At 53.9% G+C, this 22,159-nt stretch carries 19 protein-coding genes; 7 read left to right on the top strand and 12 right to left on the bottom strand.

What is annotated here, in order from left to right; all coding sequences use genetic code 11:
- The first annotated feature begins 46 nt into the window (after positions 1–46).
- The 5 genes from leuC to ACR2R1_RS00520 all read left to right on the top strand — a co-directional run bounded on the left by leuC (position 47) and on the right by ACR2R1_RS00520 (position 7,480).
- Entirely contained in the window at positions 47–1,615 is a 1,569-nt protein-coding gene (gene leuC, locus ACR2R1_RS00540; protein ID WP_086135439.1) for a 3-isopropylmalate dehydratase large subunit, read from the top strand.
- Complete coding sequence (leuD, locus tag ACR2R1_RS00535; protein WP_077729203.1) at positions 1,612–2,253, top strand: 3-isopropylmalate dehydratase small subunit; 642 nt, start codon at positions 1,612–1,614, stop codon at positions 2,251–2,253. Before leuC ends, leuD begins: the two co-directional genes overlap by 4 nt.
- A 33-nt stretch (positions 2,254–2,286) precedes the next feature.
- Positions 2,287–3,375: a 3-isopropylmalate dehydrogenase gene (leuB, locus tag ACR2R1_RS00530; RefSeq protein ID WP_077729204.1), complete on the top strand. Its 1,089-nt coding sequence runs from the start codon at positions 2,287–2,289 to the stop codon at positions 3,373–3,375.
- A gap of 18 nt (positions 3,376–3,393) precedes the next feature.
- On the top strand, positions 3,394–4,416 hold the full coding sequence (locus ACR2R1_RS00525) for an aspartate-semialdehyde dehydrogenase (RefSeq protein ID WP_077729205.1): 1,023 nt from the start codon (positions 3,394–3,396) through the stop codon (positions 4,414–4,416).
- 283 nt (positions 4,417–4,699) lie between these two features.
- Positions 4,700–7,480: a FimV/HubP family polar landmark protein gene (locus tag ACR2R1_RS00520; RefSeq protein WP_434112175.1), complete on the top strand. Its 2,781-nt coding sequence runs from the start codon at positions 4,700–4,702 to the stop codon at positions 7,478–7,480.
- Here the strand turns inward: ACR2R1_RS00520 and mrcB are convergent.
- Both mrcB and ACR2R1_RS00510 read right to left on the bottom strand, forming a co-directional pair.
- Positions 7,477–9,810, bottom strand: coding sequence for a penicillin-binding protein 1B (mrcB, locus tag ACR2R1_RS00515; RefSeq protein WP_086135436.1), 2,334 nt, complete (start codon positions 9,808–9,810; stop codon positions 7,477–7,479). The two genes, ACR2R1_RS00520 and mrcB, sit on opposite strands and share 4 nt — an antisense overlap.
- A 65-nt stretch (positions 9,811–9,875) precedes the next feature.
- Positions 9,876–11,714: a putative bifunctional diguanylate cyclase/phosphodiesterase gene (locus ACR2R1_RS00510; RefSeq protein ID WP_077729208.1), complete on the bottom strand. Its 1,839-nt coding sequence runs from the start codon at positions 11,712–11,714 to the stop codon at positions 9,876–9,878.
- A 172-nt stretch (positions 11,715–11,886) separates the two neighbouring features.
- On the opposite strand from ACR2R1_RS00510, the gene ACR2R1_RS00505 reads away from it, so the two are divergent.
- Positions 11,887–12,747 carry an HDOD domain-containing protein gene (locus ACR2R1_RS00505; RefSeq protein WP_077729209.1) on the top strand — a complete coding sequence of 287 codons (861 nt, stop codon included), beginning with the start codon at positions 11,887–11,889 and terminating at the stop codon, positions 12,745–12,747.
- Between the two features lie 14 nt (positions 12,748–12,761).
- On the opposite strand, the gene hemH is transcribed toward ACR2R1_RS00505, so the two are convergent.
- The 3 genes from hemH to dusA form a co-directional block, all read right to left on the bottom strand.
- A complete protein-coding gene (gene hemH / locus ACR2R1_RS00500) occupies positions 12,762–13,754 on the bottom strand; it encodes a ferrochelatase (RefSeq protein WP_347257523.1) in 993 nt (330 codons plus the stop codon).
- A gap of 1 nt (position 13,755) precedes the next feature.
- Entirely contained in the window at positions 13,756–14,313 is a 558-nt protein-coding gene (gene folE, locus ACR2R1_RS00495) for a GTP cyclohydrolase I FolE (RefSeq protein ID WP_077729211.1), read from the bottom strand.
- Positions 14,314–14,376: 63 nt separating this feature from the next.
- On the bottom strand, positions 14,377–15,351 hold the full coding sequence (gene dusA / locus ACR2R1_RS00490) for a tRNA dihydrouridine(20/20a) synthase DusA (protein WP_077729212.1): 975 nt from the start codon (positions 15,349–15,351) through the stop codon (positions 14,377–14,379).
- 245 nt (positions 15,352–15,596) lie between these two features.
- Between dusA and ACR2R1_RS00485 the strand changes: the two genes are divergently transcribed.
- Positions 15,597–16,904, top strand: coding sequence for a GGDEF domain-containing protein (locus ACR2R1_RS00485; RefSeq protein WP_077729213.1), 1,308 nt, complete (start codon positions 15,597–15,599; stop codon positions 16,902–16,904).
- Between the two features lie 25 nt (positions 16,905–16,929).
- Here ACR2R1_RS00485 and ACR2R1_RS00480 read toward each other — a convergent pair whose 3' ends face one another.
- From ACR2R1_RS00480 to lepB, 7 genes are all read right to left on the bottom strand, one after another.
- On the bottom strand, positions 16,930–17,586 hold the full coding sequence (locus ACR2R1_RS00480) for a hypothetical protein (protein WP_434112171.1): 657 nt from the start codon (positions 17,584–17,586) through the stop codon (positions 16,930–16,932).
- 163 nt (positions 17,587–17,749) lie between these two features.
- On the bottom strand, positions 17,750–18,502 hold the full coding sequence (gene pdxJ / locus ACR2R1_RS00475) for a pyridoxine 5'-phosphate synthase (RefSeq protein WP_086135516.1): 753 nt from the start codon (positions 18,500–18,502) through the stop codon (positions 17,750–17,752).
- Positions 18,502–19,287 carry a DNA repair protein RecO gene (gene recO, locus ACR2R1_RS00470; protein WP_210023806.1) on the bottom strand — a complete coding sequence of 262 codons (786 nt, stop codon included), beginning with the start codon at positions 19,285–19,287 and terminating at the stop codon, positions 18,502–18,504. Before recO ends, pdxJ begins: the two co-directional genes overlap by 1 nt.
- Positions 19,247–20,128 (bottom strand): GTPase Era, encoded by an 882-nt coding sequence (era, locus tag ACR2R1_RS00465; RefSeq protein WP_086135433.1) that lies wholly within the window; start codon positions 20,126–20,128, stop codon positions 19,247–19,249. The genes recO and era overlap by 41 nt, the downstream gene beginning before the upstream one ends.
- A complete protein-coding gene (rnc, locus tag ACR2R1_RS00460; RefSeq protein WP_077729268.1) occupies positions 20,125–20,817 on the bottom strand; it encodes a ribonuclease III in 693 nt (230 codons plus the stop codon). Before rnc ends, era begins: the two co-directional genes overlap by 4 nt.
- 144 nt (positions 20,818–20,961) lie before the next feature.
- Positions 20,962–21,339 (bottom strand): DUF4845 domain-containing protein, encoded by a 378-nt coding sequence (locus ACR2R1_RS00455; RefSeq protein ID WP_086135432.1) that lies wholly within the window; start codon positions 21,337–21,339, stop codon positions 20,962–20,964.
- A gap of 46 nt (positions 21,340–21,385) precedes the next feature.
- A complete protein-coding gene (gene lepB, locus ACR2R1_RS00450) occupies positions 21,386–22,159 on the bottom strand; it encodes a signal peptidase I (RefSeq protein WP_086135431.1) in 774 nt (257 codons plus the stop codon).

The raw sequence follows: 22,159 nt of genomic DNA, 5'->3' as shown, positions 1-22,159 counted from the left end.
TGGAGCGCAGCATTCCCCGTGTAAAACCCGCCACTCATAAGAGCCCATGGCCGCCAAAACCCTTTATGACAAATTATGGGACGATCACGTGGTTTACTCCGAACCGGACGGATCGACTCTCATTTACATCGATCGCCATTTGATTCACGAGGTAACCTCGCCGCAGGCCTTCGAAGGGCTGAGGCTCGCGGGCCGTAAGCCCTGGCGGGTTACAGCCAATCTGGCGACGGCCGATCACAACGTGCCGACGGCCGAACGCGAACATGGCCTCAGCGACCCCATTTCACGGCTTCAGGTCGAAACGCTGGACCGGAACTGCGCCGACTTCGGCATTACCGAATTCGGCATGAACGACGATCGCCAAGGCATCGTCCACGTGATCGGCCCCGAACAGGGTGCGACCCTGCCCGGCACGACCATCGTCTGCGGCGATTCCCATACCTCGACGCACGGAGCCTTCGGCGCTCTCGCCTTCGGCATCGGCACATCCGAAGTGGAGCATGTGCTGGCCACGCAATGCCTGGTTCAGAAAAAAGCCAAGAACATGTTGGTCAAGGTGGAAGGGAAGCTCGGCCAAGGCGTCACGGCCAAGGACATCGTACTGGCCGTGATCGGCAGAATCGGCACCGCCGGCGGCACCGGATATACCATCGAATTCGCAGGATCGGCGATCCGCAGCCTATCGATGGAAGGACGCATGACCGTGTGCAACATGGCAATTGAGGCCGGAGCCCGAGCTGGACTGGTGGCCGTCGACGAGGTGACGATCGCTTATCTGAAAGACCGGCCTTATGCTCCGAAAGGGAATTTGTGGGACAAGGCGGTGGCGGCTTGGCGGCAACTTCGAAGCGACAAGGGTGCCGTATTCGACAAAGTGGTCGAGATCGATGCCGCCGCTATCAACCCCCAGGTCACCTGGGGCACTTCGCCCGAGTTGGTATTGCCCATCGATGCCGCGATACCCGACCCTGAACGGGAGCCGGACCCCGTGAAACGTGAAAGCATGAAGCGCGCCCTGCAATACATGGATTTGAAGCCCGGCACGGCCATAACCGATATTCGCATAGACAAGATTTTCATCGGTTCATGCACCAACGCCCGGATCGAGGACTTGCGCACTGCCGCCGAGGTGGTCCGCGGCCATAAGCTCGCGAGCAACATCAAGCAGGCCCTGGTGGTTCCCGGATCGGGCTTGGTGAAACGCCAGGCGGAACAGGAGGGCCTCGACCGAATTTTCCGGGAGGCAGGTTTCGAATGGCGAGACCCCGGATGCTCCATGTGCCTCGCGATGAATGCCGATCGCCTGGAACCGGGCGAGCGCTGCGCGTCCACATCGAACCGCAACTTCGAAGGACGCCAGGGCTACGGTGGCCGCACCCATCTGGTGAGTCCCGCCATGGCGGCGGCGGCCGGTATCTACGGGCATTTTGTCGACATCCGTCAACTGCCGTTGATGCCGTCTCCCGCAAGCGAACCCAAAAAAGCACCGGCCAAGAAAGCGCCGGCGAAAACCGCCGCCGCATCGAGGACGAAATCGGCTGCTGCCGTAAAAACGTCCAAACCCGCCCCTACGACCCGAAATCAGTCCGCGCGAAAGAGGAAATCCGAGCAATGAAAGCTTTTCGCCGTTTCGCGTCCAGAGTCGCCCCTTTGGACCGCGCCAACATCGACACCGACGCGATCATTCCTAAACAATTCCTGAAATCCATTCGCCGCAGTGGTTTCGGTCCCTATCTATTCGACGAGTGGCGCTACCTGGATCGCGGCGAACCCGACATGGATTGCTCGTATCGCCCTTTGAACCCGGATTTCGTGCTCAATCAACCGTGCTACTTCAGGGCGCGAATTCTGTTGACGCGCGAGAATTTCGGCTGCGGCTCGTCGCGCGAACATGCGCCCTGGGCTCTGGCAGATTATGGTTTCCGCGTAATCATAGCCCCGAGCTTTGCCGATATTTTCTACAACAACTGCTTCAAGAACGGCATTCTGCCCATCGTACTCGATGCCGAAATCGTCGACCGCCTTTTCGAGCAAGCGGGTCCCGGCGTCGATCTCACCGTAGATCTGGAAACACAGACGATCGCCACCCATTATGGCGACAAAATCCATTTCGAAATCGATCCTTCGCGGAAATACCGCCTGCTCAACGGCCTGGACGACATCGGCCTGACCCTTCAGCATGCCGACAAGATCCGGGCTTACGAAGCGAGCCGCCGCCAAACCGCGCCTTGGCTGTTCCCGGAATACGCTTAGTTTCCAAAAAACAAAGAGAGACTCATCAATCGCATGACCAAGAAGATCGCAGTGCTGCCCGGCGACGGCATCGGCCCGGAAATCGTCGCCGAGGCATTAAAGGTGCTTGACTGCCTGAGACAGGAATTCGGGCTTGACATTGAAACTGAAGACGCTTTGATCGGCGGTGCCGCATACGACGCCAAAGGCACGCCGTTTCCGGAAGAAACCCTGACCCTGGCGAAAGCGGCCGATTCCGTGCTTTTGGGCGCGGTCGGGGGTCCGAAATGGGAACCGCTGGACTATTCGGTGCGACCGGAACGCGGCCTTCTGGGAATACGTGCCGAATTGGAACTGTTCGCGAATCTTCGCCCAGCGATTCTCTATCCCCAGTTGGTCGCCGCTTCGACGCTGAAACCGGAAGTGGTCTCGGGACTCGATATCATGATCATCCGCGAACTGACCGGCGGCATCTACTTCGGCAAACCGCGGGGCCGCCGCATCAATGAAAAGGGCGAACGGGAAGGCTTCAACACCTTGATTTACAGCGAATCGGAGATCCGCCGCATCGCCCATATCGCGTTCCAGATCGCTCAAAAGCGCAACAAACGGCTGTGCTCCATCGACAAAGCCAACGTGCTGGAGTGCACCGAACTGTGGCGCGAGATCGTGATCGAGGTCGGCCGCGAGTATCCGGACGTCCAGCTCAGCCATATGTACGTCGATAACGCCGCGATGCAGCTGGTGCGCGCGCCCAAGCAGTTCGACGTCATGCTGACCGACAATATGTTCGGCGATATCCTTTCGGACTGTGCCGCCATGCTGACCGGCTCCATCGGCATGCTGCCTTCGGCGTCGCTCGACAAAAACGGCAAGGGCATGTACGAGCCCATTCACGGTTCGGCACCGGACATCGCCGGCAAGGGCGTTGCCAACCCCATCGCCACCGTACTGTCGCTGGCCATGATGCTGCGTTACAGTTTCAACGATGCCGCCTCCGCAGACCGGATCGAAAACGCGGTGATAGCCGCTTTGGACGCAGGCTACCGAACCGCCGATATCTACTCCGAAGGCATGAAGAAGGTCGGAACCGCCGATATGGGCGATGCCATCGTATCCGCTTTACGATCATTGAACCGCTAATCCCGAACGAGTTTCCCCATGAGCAAGACTTACGATATTGCAGTATTGGGCGCCACCGGCGCGGTGGGCGAGACCATGCTGTCCATCCTGGAGGAGCGCAACTTTCCCGTTGGCCAGGTGTATGCCCTGGCTAGCGCACGCTCCGCCGGCCAGCGCGTGGAATTCAAAGGCGGCTATCTCACCGTGCAGGATGTGGCCGAGTTCGATTTTTCCAAGGCACAGATCGGCCTGTTTTCCGCAGGCGCATCGGTTTCCGCCGTTTACGCCCCTAAAGCTGCGGCAGCCGGCTGCGTGGTCGTGGACAACACCTCCTGTTTCCGCTACGAGACGGATATCCCCTTGGTCGTGCCGGAAGTCAATCCGGAGGCCATCGGGCAGTACAAGCCCCGGGGAATCATCGCCAATCCGAATTGCTCCACGATTCAGATGCTGGTCGCTTTGAAGCCGATCTACGATGCTGTCGGCATCGAGCGAATCAACGTCTGCACCTATCAGGCGGTATCCGGAACCGGAAAAAAGGCCATCGAGGAACTCGGCAAGCAAACCGCTTTATTGCTTAACGGCAAACCGATCAACCCCGAAGTCTATCCGAAGCAGATCGCTTTCAACGCCATCCCCCAGATCGACGTCTTCATGGATAACGGCTACACCAAGGAAGAGATGAAGATGGTATGGGAAACCCGCAAAATCATGGGCGACGACAGTATCCGGGTGAACCCGACTACGGTGCGGGTACCCGTATTTTACGGCCACTCCGAGGCGGTCCATATCGAGACTCGGGAAAAAATCACCGCTGCGCATGCGCGGGAATTGCTCAGCCGTGCTCCGGGAGTGGCGGTGATCGACGAACACAAGCCCGGCGGCTATCCGACTGCGGTTACCGACGCAGCCGGGCACGATGCCGTTTATGTCGGACGCATCCGCGAAGACATTTCCCACCCGCGAGGTTTGGATCTTTGGGTCGTAGCCGACAACGTACGAAAAGGCGCGGCGCTCAACAGCGTACAAATCGCCGAGGTGCTGGCAAAAACATACATCTAGGCTAAGCTTTCCTTCAGCAATCTAGGCAGCTCCCGCCACCATGAATGGCGGGAACGATTGGACAAAGGAGCGGCAATAAGTGCGTAAGTTATCAAAAACCTTGGCGATGATGAGTCTACTGGCCCCAATGGGAGCGAGTGCGCTAGGTATTGGAGACATCAGGCTACGCTCCGCCCTGAATCAGTCGCTAAACGCCGAGATTCCGCTAGTTCTTTCCGGCGGGGATTCCCTGGCGGACGTCAAAATCGCTTTGGCGTCCCCGGAAGCGTTTGCCAAGGCCGGCTTGGAACGGCACTATTTTCTCACCAAACTGCGTTTTACCGCCGTGCAAAAACCCGATGGCAGCTATGCCATCGAGGTGAGTTCGAACGATGTCATGCACGAACCGTTCGTCAGCTTCTTGGTAGAGGTCAATTGGCCGCGCGGGCGCGTAGTACGTGAATATACCGTACTGCTGGACCCGCCTGCCACCTTCTCTGATCGCGCGCTCGTCGACTCACGATCTCCATCGGTATTCGAGCAACCGAACGATGACCACCCGCAAACTGCGGATGCCCAGGTTTCGCCCCGCAAGTCCCAGCCCCGTGCTTCGACGGCAAGCGCTTCATCCGAGTCTGAAAGTCCGATCCAAGGTTCTGAATACGGGCCAGTCAAAAGAGATTCCACGCTTTGGGAAATCGCCAAACAGGTAAATCGCGACCCAAGCATCGCTCAGGAACAAATGGTCGTCGCCCTTTACCGGCACAACCCACATGCGTTTTATGGAGACACGCCGGACACTTTGAAGGCAGGAGAAACGCTGAAAATTCCCGATCGCGAATTTGTTCTGCAATTCACCAGCTCGCAAGCGCGGGATGAGCTTTATCGATCAAGCAGTCGGACTGGGAAAGTCGCAAGCCGCAGTAACAAGGCACAGAGCTTGGGCGCTGTGACGGGCTCCGCGACACAGCCGACGCAAACTCAGCTCAAATTGTTAGCCGCATCCGATACCAAGACGAAAGATGAAGAAGCGGTCGCAGGAAGCACGGATGGCGCCGGGAAATCCAAGGGAGAAATTGCGCTCGAAATCGCAGAGACGCTCAAACAGGAAAACGAGGATCTCCGTTCCCGCCTGACTCAGCTCGAGCAGCAACTGACGGAGATGCATCGTCTCTTGACCCTGAAGAACGAACAGATTGCGCTGCTGCAAGAACCACAGGCACAACAACCTTCGACCGAATCGGCGAAGAAAGAGCCCCCTAATCCGGAACAGCTAACAGCTCAAACGACACCGGCTCCGGAAGCACAGAAGCCGGTGGAGCCATCCACCCAGCCGGCGAATCCGCCGACTTCTCCAGAGACGGTTCCAGAAACGCCTCAAACACCCCAACCCACCGCCGTCCAGACCGAGCAGCCGAAGGTCGAGGCGCCTAAGCCCGTTCCTGCCGCGCCGCCGCAGCCTGAACAGAGCAGCATTTGGGACGACTTGTTCGATCAGCCGACCTATCTCGGTGCCGCAGCAGGAGGTCTGATGTTGCTGGCGGTCATACCATGGCTGCTTGCCCGTCGCCGTGCGGCCATGATCGAAGAGACCGAAAGCATCTTGCTTGCGACCGAGAAAGAAAACCTGCAAAAGGCGAAAAAAGCGGAGTCCAAATTCAACTCCACAATCTCGGAACCGACGACCGCTACAAAAACCTCTTTTCTGAGCGAATTCACGCCGAGCGATTTTGACGCCTTAGGAGCCGAGGCGGACGAAGTCGACCCGATTTCGGAAGCCGATGTATATCTCGCTTACGGCCGTTACAAGCAGGCGGAGGATTTGATCCGGAACGCGATAGAGCAGTACCCCGAACGAGACGAATGCAAGCTCAAGCTTCTGGAAATTCATTACGCCACCGAGAACCGAGAAGCTTTTGAGCGTTTCGCCCAGGAACTCAAAAGACAAGGTAAAGACGGCGATGCCGACTTCTGGGAAAACGTGGTTGAAATGGGACGGGAATTATGTCCCGGAAACTCGCTGTTTAGCGCGTCGCCATCGTCCAGCCGACCTTTGGCTCTTGATGCGAATGCAAGGGATATCCTGGGCTCTATCGATCTTACCGATGAACTCATCGAGGATCTGAAGCGCTTCGATAGCGAGGTGGCCGAAACATCGACATCCGCAGAGGAAAAGCGTGTTTCTCTCGACTTCAATTTCGATGCGCAAAACCCAGATGAAGATCAGGCAATTGCCGCCGAGCACCCCGTCATGGAATTCGATGTCGACGATCTTCGGAGCGAAACCCCTTCCGTCGTCACAGCTCAGCCTGAAGATGAATCTCCAGAACTCGAAAATCTCATCGTCTTTGAGACCGACAAGCCGGGGTCCAATTCCCGAAAAGAACCCATAACACAGGGTTCGGAGAACAGCATTGACGATATCTTGCTCGAGCTAGCGGCCAATGCACAGCACAAAGACAAGCCGGAGTCTGACGACGCCTCATCCGGCAATGAAATGTTTGATTTCGATTTCAGTTCCTTCGGCCTTGAGGACTCTGAAGCCAACTCAAAGGAGCCCGAGAGTGAGCTGCCGAAACTTGACAACCTGATTGCTTTTGACGCGGGCAAACTGAAAGCTCATCCTGAAACTAAAACGCACGAAGAAGCGGATCAATCCATAGACGACCTATTGCATGAGCTGAATAAAAGCAGTGTACCGCAAGATGACGTATCCAAATCGGACCGCGTAGCGTCCATTTCGAATCTCGAAACATCGGATTTCAATTTCGAGCTTGACTTGGCTTCGTCTGTTCAAGCGGAAAGCGAAGCGCTAAACACGGAAAATCTGGAGAATCTTTCAGATGAGAACGAGGATCAGTACGCGCCGTTGACCGACATGGACCAGTTGGAAACCAAACTGGATTTGGCTAAGGCTTATGCGGACATGGATGATAAGCAGTCGGCGCTGGACATGCTCAAGGAAGTTCTGGAAATGGGCAATGAGCAACAGAAAACGGAGGCGAGAGCGCTGATGGGCAGATTAAGCATACAAGACGCTCAGCCGGAACCCATATCTCTCGCTAGCCCTGGCCGCCGGACCTAAAATAGACGCCTAAACCAAGAGTCGACTCCTTCCGGTGGATTCGACAGCCGACCGCATGGCGAAACGTCTGTCGGGGCAGAACCCGCAATAAACGGATAGCGAATCGCACTGGGGCAGCTTTCATCTGATCTCAAGCCATTTGCACGATCGATCCAAACGAAATCGACGTTTTCGGGCGGCTCCAGCTCAAGCGACTCCTTACTCACTTTTTGCATGGTAGATGCCCAAACCGGTAACGCGCCCTGGGCGCCGGTTAGCTTTGCCGGCTGGTTGTCGTCACGCCCGACCCAGACTACGCCCACATAATCGCCGGTAAATCCAGCAAACCAACTATCTCTGAGATCATTGGTCGTTCCAGTTTTTCCGGCGCAGTCGAAATGGGAAGGCAAATAGGCATAGGCAAATTTCCCGGTACCCTCCCGCATGACTTCCTGCAGGATCGTATCGACCAAATAAACTGCCGCTGAATCGATTGACTGCTTGACACTGAGGCCGTATCGCTGCAGGGTCTTCCCCTCTTGTGAAACAACCGCCTGAATCGCCCTTAGCGGAACCACAAAGCCGTCGCTGGCCAGGGTTTGATACATTTGGGCGACTTCAAACGGGGTTAGCGAGGCGGTGCCCAGCAACAGCGACGGAACCAGCTCCACCGACTTCTCAACCCCTAATTTCCGTAAGGTTTCCGCGGTACGGGCAATCCCGACATCCATGCCTAAATTAACTGTCGCCAGATTAAAGGAATGCGCTAAGGCTTTATGCAAAGGAATTATGCCGTGCTCCCGATTATCGTAATTCTTCGGTGTCCACGGCCGGCCGCCGGGATTCCTGATCCGAACCTCCATGTCTTGCAGCGGCGACATCAGCGTGTAGCGTTGCGGATTCTCCAATGCCGTCAAATAAACGACGGGTTTATACAGTGAACCTATTTGGCGTTCTGCGTCCAATGCGCGATTGAACCCGGAATTCTGCGGGTCTCTTGATCCCATTAAAGCGGCTACTTCGCCGGTAGCGCGGCGAGTAAACACAACGGCGGTTTCCAGTTGCGTCGTCCGGGTCTGTTTGTCGAGCTTTTTCAGCGTTGTCTCGACGGCCGATTCAAGATAGTGCTGCGCGAATATGTCGAGTGTCGTGAAAAGCTGGAGCCCTTCCGAGGTCAAGTCTTCGGGACGATATTCCTGCTGCAACTGACGCTTGACCAAATCCAGGAAAGCCGGATAGCGGCTGATGGCTTGGTGCGGATTCTTCACCACATCCAGAGGCTTTGCCTTAGCCTCCTCGGCCTGGCTCGCTGCAATCTGCCCTTGTTCCACCATCTCGTCCAATACCAGGTCCCTACGCTTCCTTGCCTTTTCCGGCCATCTAAACGGGTCGTAATAGGATGGCCCTCGCACCAGAGACACCAACAGAGCAACATGATGCAGTTCCAGCTCTTCCAGCGATCGGCTGAAATAGTACTGGCTGGCCAAACCGAACCCGTGTATCGCTCGGGCACCGTCTTGACCGAGATAAATTTCATTTAGATAAGCTTCCAGAATTTCATCCTTGGAATAACGCGCCTCCAATACCAATGCCATGACCAGCTCGTTAAGCTTGCGCCACCAGGTGCGCTCAGAGCTTAGAAAAAAGTTCTTTACCAGCTGCTGAGTCAAGGTGCTGCCTCCCTGCACGATTCCCCCCGCGCGAATGTTGGCCCACATCGCCCGAAGAATGCCGCGAGGCGAAATTCCGAAATGCTCGTAGAAATCCCGGTCTTCCACCGAGAACAGGGCCTTTAAGAGAAGCTCCGGCGCTTGATTGAGCTTGATCAATATACGATCTTCCTTCAGAGCCGGATAAAACGTCCCGATTTGGACCGGGTCCAAACGAAACAATGCCAGGGGCTTGGCGTCTTCGGGGTCGCTAACCGAACTTATTTGCCCGGCATCGAATCGCACCCGTATGTTGCGAGAGTTTTCTAGTTTGTCCCAGAACCGAAAATCGCGCGTCTTCAGCGTATACTCGGCACCCTTCCTGAAATAAGTACCCTGCGATGACAAGCTCGGATCGTTTCTGTATTTCAGCTGCTCCAATAACCATTCGAGCCGATCGGCACTCATCTCGTAACCGGCGAACAACTCGACGGGGCTGGCGTAAACCCGGGCCGGCAAAGACCAGCGCTTACCCTCGAATTGCTGACGGACCGTGTGGTCCACATAGGCCAGATATCCGACGATGATCGCGATCACGAAGGGAGACAAATACAGTGCGATGCGCCGAAATGACGCGTTCAGAAAAGACAAGATGGACGACCGTTTTTTGCGTGGCGTCTTGCCGCGTCTGGTGTTTTGCATGGGATAAAAAATATGCCCGTCAGGGCTTAATCAACTGGACCGGAAACTAAAAACAGCGGATTCGGCTAGGCAGCTTGAGTCGACTGCGAAGAACCGGCGATCTCGTTAATCGAGATAGTCGTTTTGTCGAGTAGATGGGGTTCCGGCTTACCGATCAGATAACCTTGGACATAATCTATGCCGAGCGTTTTTAAGAGAGAAAGAACCTTCGGGTTTTCCACAAATTCGGCGATGGTCCTTTTTCCCAGCTTCCGAGCGATATCGATCATTGCCTTGACAAGTACCTGGTCTGTTTCATCATGAAGCAGGTTTTTTATGAACTGTCCATCGATTTTCAAATAATCGACTGGAAACTTTTTGATGTAATCGAACGAACTAAAGCCGGCACCAAAGTCATCCAAGGCAAAATGGCATCCCAGCGCCCTTATGCGGGCAATCATTTCCCGAGTTTGCTGATAATTCGCGACAGTCGCGGTTTCGGTAATCTCGAATGCAAGCCGAGACGCGGAGATCCAGGTCATTTCCAATTTTTGTTTAATCAGGGGTAACAAGGACTGATCTTGAAATGCAACACCCGACAAATTTATCGTTAGACTGACATGCGACTGGTGTTCCGGCAGAGAGGCCAGGAAATCGATTGATTTATCGACCACCCACAGGTCGATATGGTGAATCAAACCCATGCGCTCGGCGACCGGAATGAATTCTCCCGGCGAGAATATATCCGAACGCTTGCCCCTCATCCGGATCAAGACCTCGTAGTGCGTAATGGCACCGTCCTTGACCCTGACAACCGGCTGAAAAACCAGAAAAAACCGATTTTCCATCAAGGCTTCCCGGATCAGCGGAACCCATAAGATGTCGCTTCGCCGCGTGCAAGCCTCGGTATCTTTGTCGTTATACAACTGAACCATGTTACGCCCGTTCGCCTTCGCTGCGTAACAGGCCTGATGCGCTTCGGCAATCAGCACACTCGGATGACTGGCCATCCTCCGCGATTCCAGCAGGGCCACACCGATACTGGCCGATATATGATAACTGTCTTGTCCGGTAACGAAGCGAAAACCATCCATGGCTTGGCGGAGCCGTTCAGCGATGGACAATGCCTCCTGCTGTTTGACGTTTTCTAGAAAGATACAAAACTCGTCAGCTCCGATCCTGGCTGCGATGTGGTCCGAATCGAGCGTGCCGTGCAACAGGCTGACCGTCTCCACTAATAAACGATCGCCGGTCTCGTGTCCCTCAAGATCATTGATCATGTTGAACCGATCAAGATCCAGGTACAGCAATGCACCTTCCTGATCGAAGTTCCGGCACCGGTGGATGGCTAGCTGAAGTTTCTTTTCCAAGCTGCGGCGATTTGCAAGGCCGGTCAACTCATCGTGGGCCACGAGATATTTGAATCGGGCCTCCATGATTTTGCGTTCGGAGAGTTCGTTTAAAAGTTGCTCTTCTTGGCTACGTCTCAGGTGACGCTCGTTTCTGAGTATCAAACTCATGTTAACCAAGGGGATAAAATCGCGTCCGCGAATAGGCTTGGTAATTAGACTGACGCCTTGCCTGCTCAGCTGGGTTAGGCGGCGTACTTGCGTGCTGTCCAATTCGACCGATTCTTCAGTAAAAATGATAGCGGGAATGCCGATTCCCTCGTCTATCGAGGAAAAAGACAGGCAAAACTCGTCAATCTGACATTCGGGCAGGCTACTATTAAGAATAATAAGTCCGATTTCTTCAGGGCTCCGCTGGAATTTTCTCAATTGCTCAAGAAGCTCTCTTCCATTAGAGACCGCTACGAAATTCACGAAACCGGCTTCGGATAGGATTAACTCGACTTGGGCACGATGACGCTCATTATGCTCACCGATAATAATTAACTTTTCGCCGAACTGGTTGGTTGGCGTCATAGCACCCGATAAAAACCTGAAGCTCAGTTAGAATAAAGGAGGCAATTGGAACTCGCGTCACATATAAAGTCTTCCATGAACCAACTGCGATATAGATGCCACTTATCGGCGTATCAGTCAAATCAAATTAACGACAGGATAGTATTAGGTATGCGCATCAAGAGCTAAAGCGATGTATGCATTCACCCCGCTTAGCGTCCGCGTAATTTTGAATGGGAACGTGCAATTAGCTTCCCCGCCGGAGTTATTCTTAAAACTGAATGAACTACTGGATAACCCGGGGGCCGATCTGCGCGATGCCGGCACACTGATTGAAAATGATCCTGGTCTCACAGCAAGGCTGCTACGGGTCGTCAATAGCGCCTTTTATGGAATTCCGACCAAAGTCACCTCCATTCATCGTGCACTCAATATCGTCGGCATCCACGAAATTCGGAGTTTGGTATTAACTACTTTAGTGATCGATAAATTTTCATCTTTAACCAATACCTTGATGACAATGAAGGAATTCTGGGCCATGAGCGTGCGCTGTGCGCTATTGGCAAGATTATTCGCGAGTTGTCATCCCTTTGGCGAACGTCTAAAGGCCGTATTTCTATGTGGACTATTACATGAAATAGGGCGATTGGTCGTATATCACCGCCTTCCGGAATTGGCCCGTGCCGCGGCACTTTTAGCGGAATCGGAGAACATAAGCTATCAGGAAGGAGAAAGACGAGTTATCGGATTCGACCATTATCAGGTCGGCGCCGAATTGGCTCGGCTATGGAAGCTGCCGGAGATCATCGCCGTGACTATCGAGCACCACGATACGCCGGAAAATGCCGACGTGTTCAGTTGCGAAGCAGCCCTGGTCGCTCAGGCACAATCCTTTGTTTATTCACGCTATTCTAACCATGCATCACGCGACACCACAGTAACCGACATGGACAAGCCGAGTCTTTTCGGCACTGACATCGCAACTGCGAATGAGTTGGCCCAAAAACTCGACGAACAATTCAATCAAGTATTCAAGCTTATTTATGCCGGTTGAGCGACTTTTTCCTTTTACCGCAAGTGCTCTGTAATCAAACCAGCCAGGACGCGGCCATGTTCCGGACTATCGTTCAGTGCTGGGATTAACCGATACTGGGCACCACCCGCTCTTTCAAAGACCTCCTTGTTGGTAATGCCGATCTCCTCCAAGGTTTCCAAGCAGTCCACGGCAAATCCCGGGCAAACGACATCGACGTCCTTAACGCCCTTTTGCGGCAGTGCTTTTAGCACATCGACGCAATAAGGCTGAAGCCACCGCCCCGGGCCGAAACGGGACTGAAAAACTAACTGCCAAGCATTCTCCGGAAGCTTCAGTTCAGCCGCGATCAGCTTTGCGGTCGTACGACATTGCTCATGGTAAGGATCGCCTAGGGAGCGGCTTCGTTCCGGTAAACCGTGAAATGAAAACAACAAAAAATGAGGTCCGCCATTGTCGCGCCAGAAATCTTCGATTCGGTTCGCCACAGCCCGGATATACGCCGGATAATCATGATAGTCGCTGACGAATCTGGTCTCCGGAACATATCTCCAATTCTTCAACACCGAGGCGACCGCATCGAATACGGTCCCGGTACTCGGTGACGAATACTGGGGATACAACGGCAAAATCAGAAGTCCATCGACCCCGGCGCTATTCAACTTCTCCAATTTTTCCCGAATTCCGGGTTTACCGTAGCGCATCGCCACCTCTACCAGGATTTCCCCAGCCGTTCTCGCCGAGATCTCGGCTTGCACCGATCGAGTCAAATCCGTGCTGAACACCAGTAACGGGGAGCCTCTGTCGGTCCAGATCGACCGATACGCTCGTGCCGACTTGGATGGCCGCACCCGCAAAATCACGCCATGAAGGATCATCCACCAAATTGGCCTCGGCAGTTCCACGACACGGGAGTCCCATAGGAACTCGCCCAGATAGCGTCGGACTGCGGCCGTGGTTGGAGCCTCGGGCGTACCCAGATTGACCAAAAGCACACCCCAACGGTGGGATTTCCCTGCTTCTGTCACGCTATTTTCTGTTGATAAGATCCAGAAACTCCGAACGGGTACTGATTTGTTTGCGGAACAAACCCAGCATGGATGAGGTGGTCATAACCGAGTTTTGTTTCTCGACGCCTCGCATCATCATGCACAGATGCTTGGCTTCGATTACTACGGCAACCCCCGCGGGATCGATCGCGGTCTGAATGGCGTCCGCAATTTGTTTGGTCAATCGCTCCTGGATCTGAAGACGGCGAGCGTACATTTCGACGATGCGCGCGATCTTGGAAAGCCCGATCACCTTACCCTTAGGCAGATAAGCGACATGGCATTTACCGATGAACGGCAGAAGATGGTGCTCGCACAATGAATACAATTCGATGTCCTTCACGATCACCATATCCTCCGTATCCGCCTCGAAAACGGCATTATTGAGGACACGCTCGAGGCGCTGATTGTAGCCGCTATTGAGAAAACGAAAAGCCGCCGCCGCCCGCTTAGGCGTATCCACTAGTCCTTCTCGGGTAATATCCTCCCCAAGAGATTGTATGATTTGGGAAAAAAGATGCTCCATTACGTTTTGCATGATTGATGTCGCTAATAGTGATCGGTAAGTATATCGCGCAGGAATGCGCCATGTCTTTCTCGATCAAACGCATATTGACTCTTCGCAATAGCGGGTGGCTTCGAGAAGCACATCCGCTCCCGCATTTGCTTTCGTCGCATGCTGGCTAAGATGCCGACGCCATGCCCGCCCGCCGGGCATACCGTGATACAACCCTAAAATGTGCCGAGCGATGGCTTGTAAACGTACGCCCCGCCCCAATTCCGTTTCGACATACGGCAACAGCGCTTCGACCACTTGACGCCGGGAGCGGACCGGACGGTCATCGCCGAAAAATCGCCGGTCGGCCTCTGCAAGCAAGTACGGTTGATGGTAGGCCGCTCGTCCTATCATCACACCGTCGAACCGCTCAAGATGCAGCCCCGCCTGATCCAGATCGACGATACCGCCGTTCAGGATGATTTCGAGTGCCGCATAATCGTCTTTGATTCGATCGACCACATCGTATCTTAGCGGTGGTATTTCCCGGTTCTCCTTAGGCGATAAGCCTTTAAGCCACGCTTTTCTGGCATGGATGACAAAGGTGTGACAACCGCCGGACGAGACGATCTCGACGAAGCGCGCGAGATCCTCATAGGAGTCCTGCTCATCGATGCCTATTCGGGTTTTGACTGTGATCGGAAGCGATACGGCACCGGCCATCGCGGCCACGCACTCGGAAACCAACTCGGGGTCGGCCATCAAGCATGCACCGAACCGCCCATTCTGCACCCGATCGCTCGGGCATCCGACATTGAGATTAATCTCATCATATCCATACGCTTCGGCAATTCTCGCACACTCGGCAAGATCCGAAGGGTTGCTGCCGCCTAATTGAAGCGCCAACGGCTTTTCGGCGGGGTGGAAGCCGAGCAAGTGGTCGCGATTCCCGAACAAAATCGCACCGGCGGTGACCATTTCGGTATAAAGCAGCACCCGCCGAGAAATTAGGCGTACAAAATAGCGAAAATGCCGATCCGTCCAATCCAGCATCGGGGCTATGCTCAAAACTCTCTGCATATGGATGGTCGTCTTAAGGAAGTGGAAAACAGGCTGTAGCCTTAAGGATTGATTAGCAAGCGATTACCGGTAGAATGAATCGCGGCTTTTTCGACAAAAATACAATGGGAATTTCTTAGATCGGGACTGTGAAAGCCACTCCTTGTTTCCAGCCAGGACACACTAGACTGTAGCTATTTGTCGCATTCGATGTTCAGAGTATCGTGTCGGAATTTAACTTCTTTGACCTTAACACTTGATAAGTCATGAAATCGCGGCCGGCCGATTTCGAACGGATACTCTCCAATTTGCACGCGTTAAGGCGTTACCCGTCCGAACCTCTTCTTATCGATCATATTCAAAATAGTTTCGAGTCGCTGACCCAAATTCATAACGCGAGGGAAACCCGTTACCGCGCCCTTGTTCAACAACTTCTCCGTTATGTTGAACAGTTGGTTTCCGACAGAAGCCAGTGGCTCGCGCGACGAATCGAGTTTCTCCAAACTCTGCTCAGTCCGTCTTTATCCTTAGCGGAATTAAACACCTTAATTAAAGGCGTTGAAGACCTCAAACATTCTTTGTTCCATTCCAATTTTGCCTTTTCCGATCGAATCATAGGAGACCATGAACCCTCGCCCGACAAACCGGACGTGATTGCACAAAGGGCTAAGGCCACAGAAATCCATGTGAGGACTTCCGAAAAGACATCACATAACATGGACCCCGCGCCGCCGCCTCGCGAAGGACAAAGCGTAGGAATGGCCGAAATCCACAAGTCGTTGACGGCAAGCCTTAACGAAGTTGATGATGCAAATCTACATTCCGGCCAGTTGCTGAAGAATATCGCTCAGGCGTTGAGCCATCCCGAAAATTTTTTGCTCACCGATACGGCGCGATCTGGACTTCTAAAGCAGACCGACGCTTTGTTAAACGAACATCAACATCAGGCCAAACAAATCGACATTATCCGAGCTTATCTCGATTTGCTGGAGACGAATAATCGAAAGACCGATCTGGAATTCACACGAGTTCGCCAACTGAGCCTTACGGATGAATTAACCGGGCTTTCCAATCGGCGAGCCTTCTTGAATCGGCTGGAGGATGAGATCGGACGCGTGCAACGTTACTACACCCCTTTGGCCTTGGCCATGGTGGACCTCGACGGATTCAAGGAAATCAATGACCGTTACGGCCACGCTGCAGGCGATGAAGTTCTCAAAATTTACGCCCAAAAAATCCTTCCTGCATTTCGCCGTCACGACCACGTAGCCCGTTTCGGCGGCGAAGAGTTCATCGTACTGCTTCCCAACACCGAGCTGGATGGCGCTTTATGGGCGCTCAAGAAAATTCAGGCGCAGGTCCACCGAACCACGTTTTCAATTGGCGGCACGGCCATGGCTTTGCCGACTTTCTCCGCCGGCATCACCGTGTACGTGTCAAACGAATCGGCGGATTCCTTCATCAGGCGGGCCGACTCTGCAATGTATCGCGCCAAGGGGATGGGGAAAAACCGGATCGAAGCCGAGCATGTCAAAAAGGGGCATCACGAGAATCGTGACTCGTCGAACACCTAAATATTCCTGAGGTCCAGACCAGGCATCAATCGCCGGGCTTCTTTGCCAGCATCGGAACAGCGGTCATTCCCGAGTGGAGGCGATACGCCCGACTCCGCTGTCTCAACCAATAGCCACTGATGAGAACAGTGGTCGTTGCGAGACTGGCGGCACAAAAGTAAAGCAGGTTCTTTACCTGCAAAACCTCATCCATAAGCTCTTCGTTACGGACTACTCCCGAACCGGATAACCGCCGGAAACGGGAATGCTCGATCTCGGTGTTGTCGAACGCATTGGCTCCGCCGGCTTCGGCATAACCTTCCAACAGCACCAGATCGCTCTTTAATTGTTCAAAGGCCTCGAGATCCGCGGAACTGACCGCTCCCGCCTCAATGTTCTTCTGAAGGGTTTTAAGTCTCATTTCAACCGATTCGGCCAAGAGAATGCCGAACTTGCGTTGCAGCGCTTCCATTTGCTGGTTGATCGCCTTGATCCGGGCGTGACCTTCCGCTGGACCGGCTACCGTGGTTTCAAGACGCGCCGATAAATAATAGAGAATGACCAACGAACAGAGACAAACCGCAAGCAAGGCGACAAGCACTTGCGGAGCTCGCCACCAAGCGGCCGACACTGGATACCGAACCGTAGTCCCGGCGCGCAATGCTGGCGCAGTCGTCGACTCGCTCTGATATCTTTCGTACACCCCATCTCCTCCGCTATGCTGCCCCAGCTATCGCAAACCATCGTTATATTTGATTTGGGCCCCGAGCATTCTCTACACCACGCGCCATCTCGATGACGACGGAATGCGAGAAAGCGGACCAGTTGTTCGATTCGATAGCTGTTCAACTATGGCAGAATAAGCCCTATGGGTCAATTGATAAGCGCGACGATACCATCGCCCGCTTCATCTCGCTCACCGCTCGCTCCAGCCCGACGAACAGCGCCCTCGCCACGATGGAATGCCCGATATTGAGCTCCTCGACTTGGGGAATGCGGCAAATTTCCCCTACGTTGTGATAATTCAATCCATGCCCCGCATTCACTCTGAGGCCGATTCCGGATGCATACTCTGCCGCCCGTGCCAAGCGGTGAAACTCATCTTTACTTTCCTTGTTCGAAGCGGCATCGGCATAGTGGCCGGTATGTAATTCGATCACGGGAGCACCGGTTTTCGCTGCCGCTTCGATCTGCCGAAAATCGGCGTCGATGAACAGGGAGACCTCCACCCCGGCTTCGCCCAGCGTTTCGCAAGCGGCACGAATTCGTTCGAAATTTCCGGACACATCCAGACCACCCTCCGTGGTCAATTCTTCGCGTCGCTCCGGAACCAGGCAGCACGCTTGTGGCCGCACGGTTTTTGCGATAGCGACCATCTCATCGGTTACCGCCATTTCCAGGTTTAGACGGGTCTCGATCATCTCTCGCAACAATCCGATGTCTCTGTCCTGAATATGCCGGCGATCCTCGCGAAGATGAGCGGTAATACCGTCGGCGCCAGCTTGCTCCGCGAGCAAGGCCGCCTGGATCACTTCGGGGTATTTGGTACGCCGAGCCTGTCGAATGGTGGCGATATGATCGATGTTTACGCCGAGTAAGATAGGGCGAGAGGTCGTCATCATGGTCTGCTTTTTGTGACTTGCTTGAAAAAGTCCCGGCTTTTAAGAGATTTTCCGTTGAGATAATAATTGATTACTCGTCGCATCAGATGCTTCGCCTCTTGAAGTTCATCCGGATCGTTCAGCGTCTTCCGCTCCAATGCAAGCAAGGTGGCACCTCCGACCGAATCCGCAGTCCTTTCGTCGTTCTCTACCGGACCTTCCTCGATTCTGTACACATATCTTTTTGCCGGATCGATCGGTTGCCCGGACGTTGCCTCCCGATCAAAGGCCATACCGTAACCCATCTCGCCCAGCAGAGAGACTTCGAACAATCTTAGAATCCGTTCCATGCCGTCATCTGCTGCGAGTTGATCCAAGGTATTCCGATATAGATCGAATACTTCCGGATGAGGATCGCGGGAAGGGAGAAAATTGAGAAGCAACTCGTTCACATAAAATCCGCAGAACAGCTTGGGCCCGCTCAACTTGATGCTGGTTCCTCCGATGGATTCCGCAGCCGTCAAGACTGGTAGATCGCCTTTTCCCGCCCAGGAAAGACGCAATTGAACGAATGGCTGAAGTAGAGAATGCAATCCTCTTTTGCTCTTGCGCGCACCTTTTGCCAGCAGGCGAAGGCGACCGAAATCCAATGTAAATACGTCGAGAAGAAGGCTTGATTCGCGATAAGGTCTACTGTGAAGGACGAATCCGTTCTGCAGCGAGATGCGGCCTTGGAAGTCCCGAGAAGCACCCTTGCTCGCGTCATTCGCTGTAGCCGAGGCTGTGCAAAGCACGCTCGTCATCCGACCAACCTTTCTTGACCTTAACCCAAAGCTCCAGGTAAACCTTGCAATCGAGCAAACGTTCCAGTTCATGCCGCGCCCGCTCGCCGACCTTCTTGAGCACTTCGCCGCTGCGGCCGATGATGATTGCCTTCTGACCCTCGCGCTCGACCCAAATCACCGCACTGATTCGCGTCAATCCGCCCTCGAGCTTGAATTGCTCGATCTCCACCGTCAGCGCATGAGGCACCTCCTGGGACAGCGAACGAAGCAATTTTTCCCGAATGACTTCGGCGGCAAAAAAACGCTCCGGCTTGTCGGTGATTTGATCTTCCGGATAAATCGGTTCGCCCTCCGGCAAGAGTTCGATGATCTTCCGCTCCAAAACGTCCAGATTCGTGCCCTTTAAGGCGGATACCGGAACCAAATCGGCAAACGAGTGGCGAGCCGCCGCCTCTTCCATAAAAGGCAATAAAAGCGCCTTATCCTCGAGCCTGTCGACTTTATTGATGACCAAGATGACAGGCACCCCTGCAGACTTGATCCTCTCCAGGACCAACTCGTCTTCGGAAAGCCACATCGGTCTGTCGATGAGCCAGACAATCACATCGACGTCAAGCAGGGCGGAGACCGCTGCGCGGTTGAGGTAGCGATTCATCGCCCGCTTTTGGCTGGCATGAATGCCCGGAGTATCGACAAAAACAATCTGTCCGTCTCTGGTGGTCTTGATACCGCAAATCCGATGCCGCGTCGTCTGCGGCCGGCGGGACGTGATGCTGATTTTTTGTCCGACCAGATGATTGAGGAGGGTAGATTTACCGACGTTCGGGCGCCCCACGAGCGCGACAAAGCCTGCTTTCATGGTTTGAGCCCCAGTTTTTCCGCCAGCGCAGTCAGCATCTTTTCTGCCGCTTGCTGTTCGGCCTTTTTCCGGGAAGGCCCTACGCCCTCGCAGGAAACCGGGATCAGCGACACGCGGCACTCCACGCAAAAGCTCTGGTCGTGCGGCTGACCGATGACCGTTTTGAGGGTATAGGTAGGCAATTCGAGTCCTCGCGCTTGCATCAATTCTTGTAATCGGGTCTTCGGATCCTTTTTCCAATCCCGCAGCGAAAGACGGTCTATCGGCTCGGCAAAGAGGTTTAAAATCCACTCCCGACAGGCATCCATCCCTTGATCGATAAGCAGAGCGCCAATGACGGCCTCCAGCGCGTCGGACAAAATCGAGTCGCGCCGATATCCGCCGCTCTTCAATTCGCCCGACCCCAGAACTAAGTAATCCCCCAGATTTAATTTACGCGCCAATTCCGCCAAAGAGCTTTGATTCACGAGAGTCGCGCGCAACCGGCTGAGCACGCCTTCGTCCGCCTCCGCGAACTTGTCATAAAGCCTTTCCGCGATCACAAACCCGAGCACGGAGTCGCCCAAAAATTCGAGCCGCTCATTGTTCTCGCTCTCAGCACTCCGATGAGTCAAGGCTCTCTTGACCAAGGCGGGATTCTTGAAATGCAAGCCCAGTTTTTTGGCGATCTTTTCCGGTTCCAAAATCACGAGTCCACCGGCGGGATACGAGTTAAGCACATAACGACCTGTCCGAGTGAGTGACAGCTCGGAGAAACGACCAATTTATGCGGGTCCGCGTCATTTGACGCGGATGGCAAGCACACAGAAAGCAGTAACTAGAAACGCTCTTCATCAATTCGATCCGACCTCGATAAGATCGTTAAAGTGCAGCAAAGCATCCACGTTTCCAAAAAGATGCTCGGCGACGTCATAAGCTATTTCAATCTTTAGATAAGATCCCTCCTTAATGATCTTCACATCTTTGGTCGATACCCGTTCGACCATGTTGATCTCCCAGCGTTTCTGTAGGAGAGTCAAGATTTCGTCTCTGGTTTTCGAAGCGAGATCGTTATCTTTCTTGAGCGATTCAAGCGACGACACGACCTTATAGTGCTCCAGATACACCGGGCCGATCTTGAGTACAAGCAAGGAGAAAAAACCGATTAAGAATAGAACGAACAAAAAGCCGATAAGCGTCAGACCGCTCTGCCGGGAAGGGACATTAGCCATTTTCGCGTACTCCGGGAGTTTTCGGATAGTTTCGGTACTAGAACCACTAATTCAATATAGTACCGAGACGATCAAATGCGATGCCGCCGTTCTCCCAGTCCCAACTCATCCAAATGAAAAACGCTTTTCCGACTAAATGGCTTTCCGGCACGGTACCCCAGTACCGGCTATCGTTGCTGTTGTCGCGATTATCGCCCATGACGAAATACTGACCTTCGGGTACCGTAAATTCCCCCTGCACCGAAGGCTGGCCTTCTCGAATCAGGATGTCGTGATTAACCCCTTTCAAGTCTTCGCTTAAAAGGCGCGCACCGGTCATGGCGTTGCCCTGCCCCACCCCTTGATATTCGGCGATGGTCGTTTGCTTGATGGCTTCTCCGTTTACGTAAAGCTGTTTGTTGTAATACGCGATGCGGTCGCCAGGCAAACCGATAACCCGCTTGATGTAATCCACCTTCGGGTCTTTCGGAAAACGGAATACCACGATATCGCCCCGCTCAGGCTCGCCCATCTCGACGATCTTCGTGTTCAAAACCGGAAGACGAATACCGTAGGTGTATTTATTGACGAGAATGAAATCGCCGATGAGCAGAGTCGGCATCATGGAACCCGAAGGGATACGGAATGGCTCCACCAAGAACGATCGCAGCAAGAGTACGATCAGAACGATCGGAAAAAACGAACGAGCATATTCCACGATAATCGGCTCTTTCGCCGAAGCCGTAGCCGGCTGAAAGCGCCGCAGCAACGCGTAACCGCCCCAAATGATCCCGGTCAGGGCGGTAGCCATGACCAAAAAAAACGAAAAATCGAAATCCAT

It is taken from the genome of Methylocaldum sp. GT1TLB (genome assembly GCF_051027445.1).
Classification (GTDB): Bacteria; Pseudomonadota; Gammaproteobacteria; order Methylococcales; family Methylococcaceae; genus Methylocaldum.
Note: the sequence above shows the minus strand (reverse complement) of the source record. Positions and strands in the feature narration are given on the sequence as shown.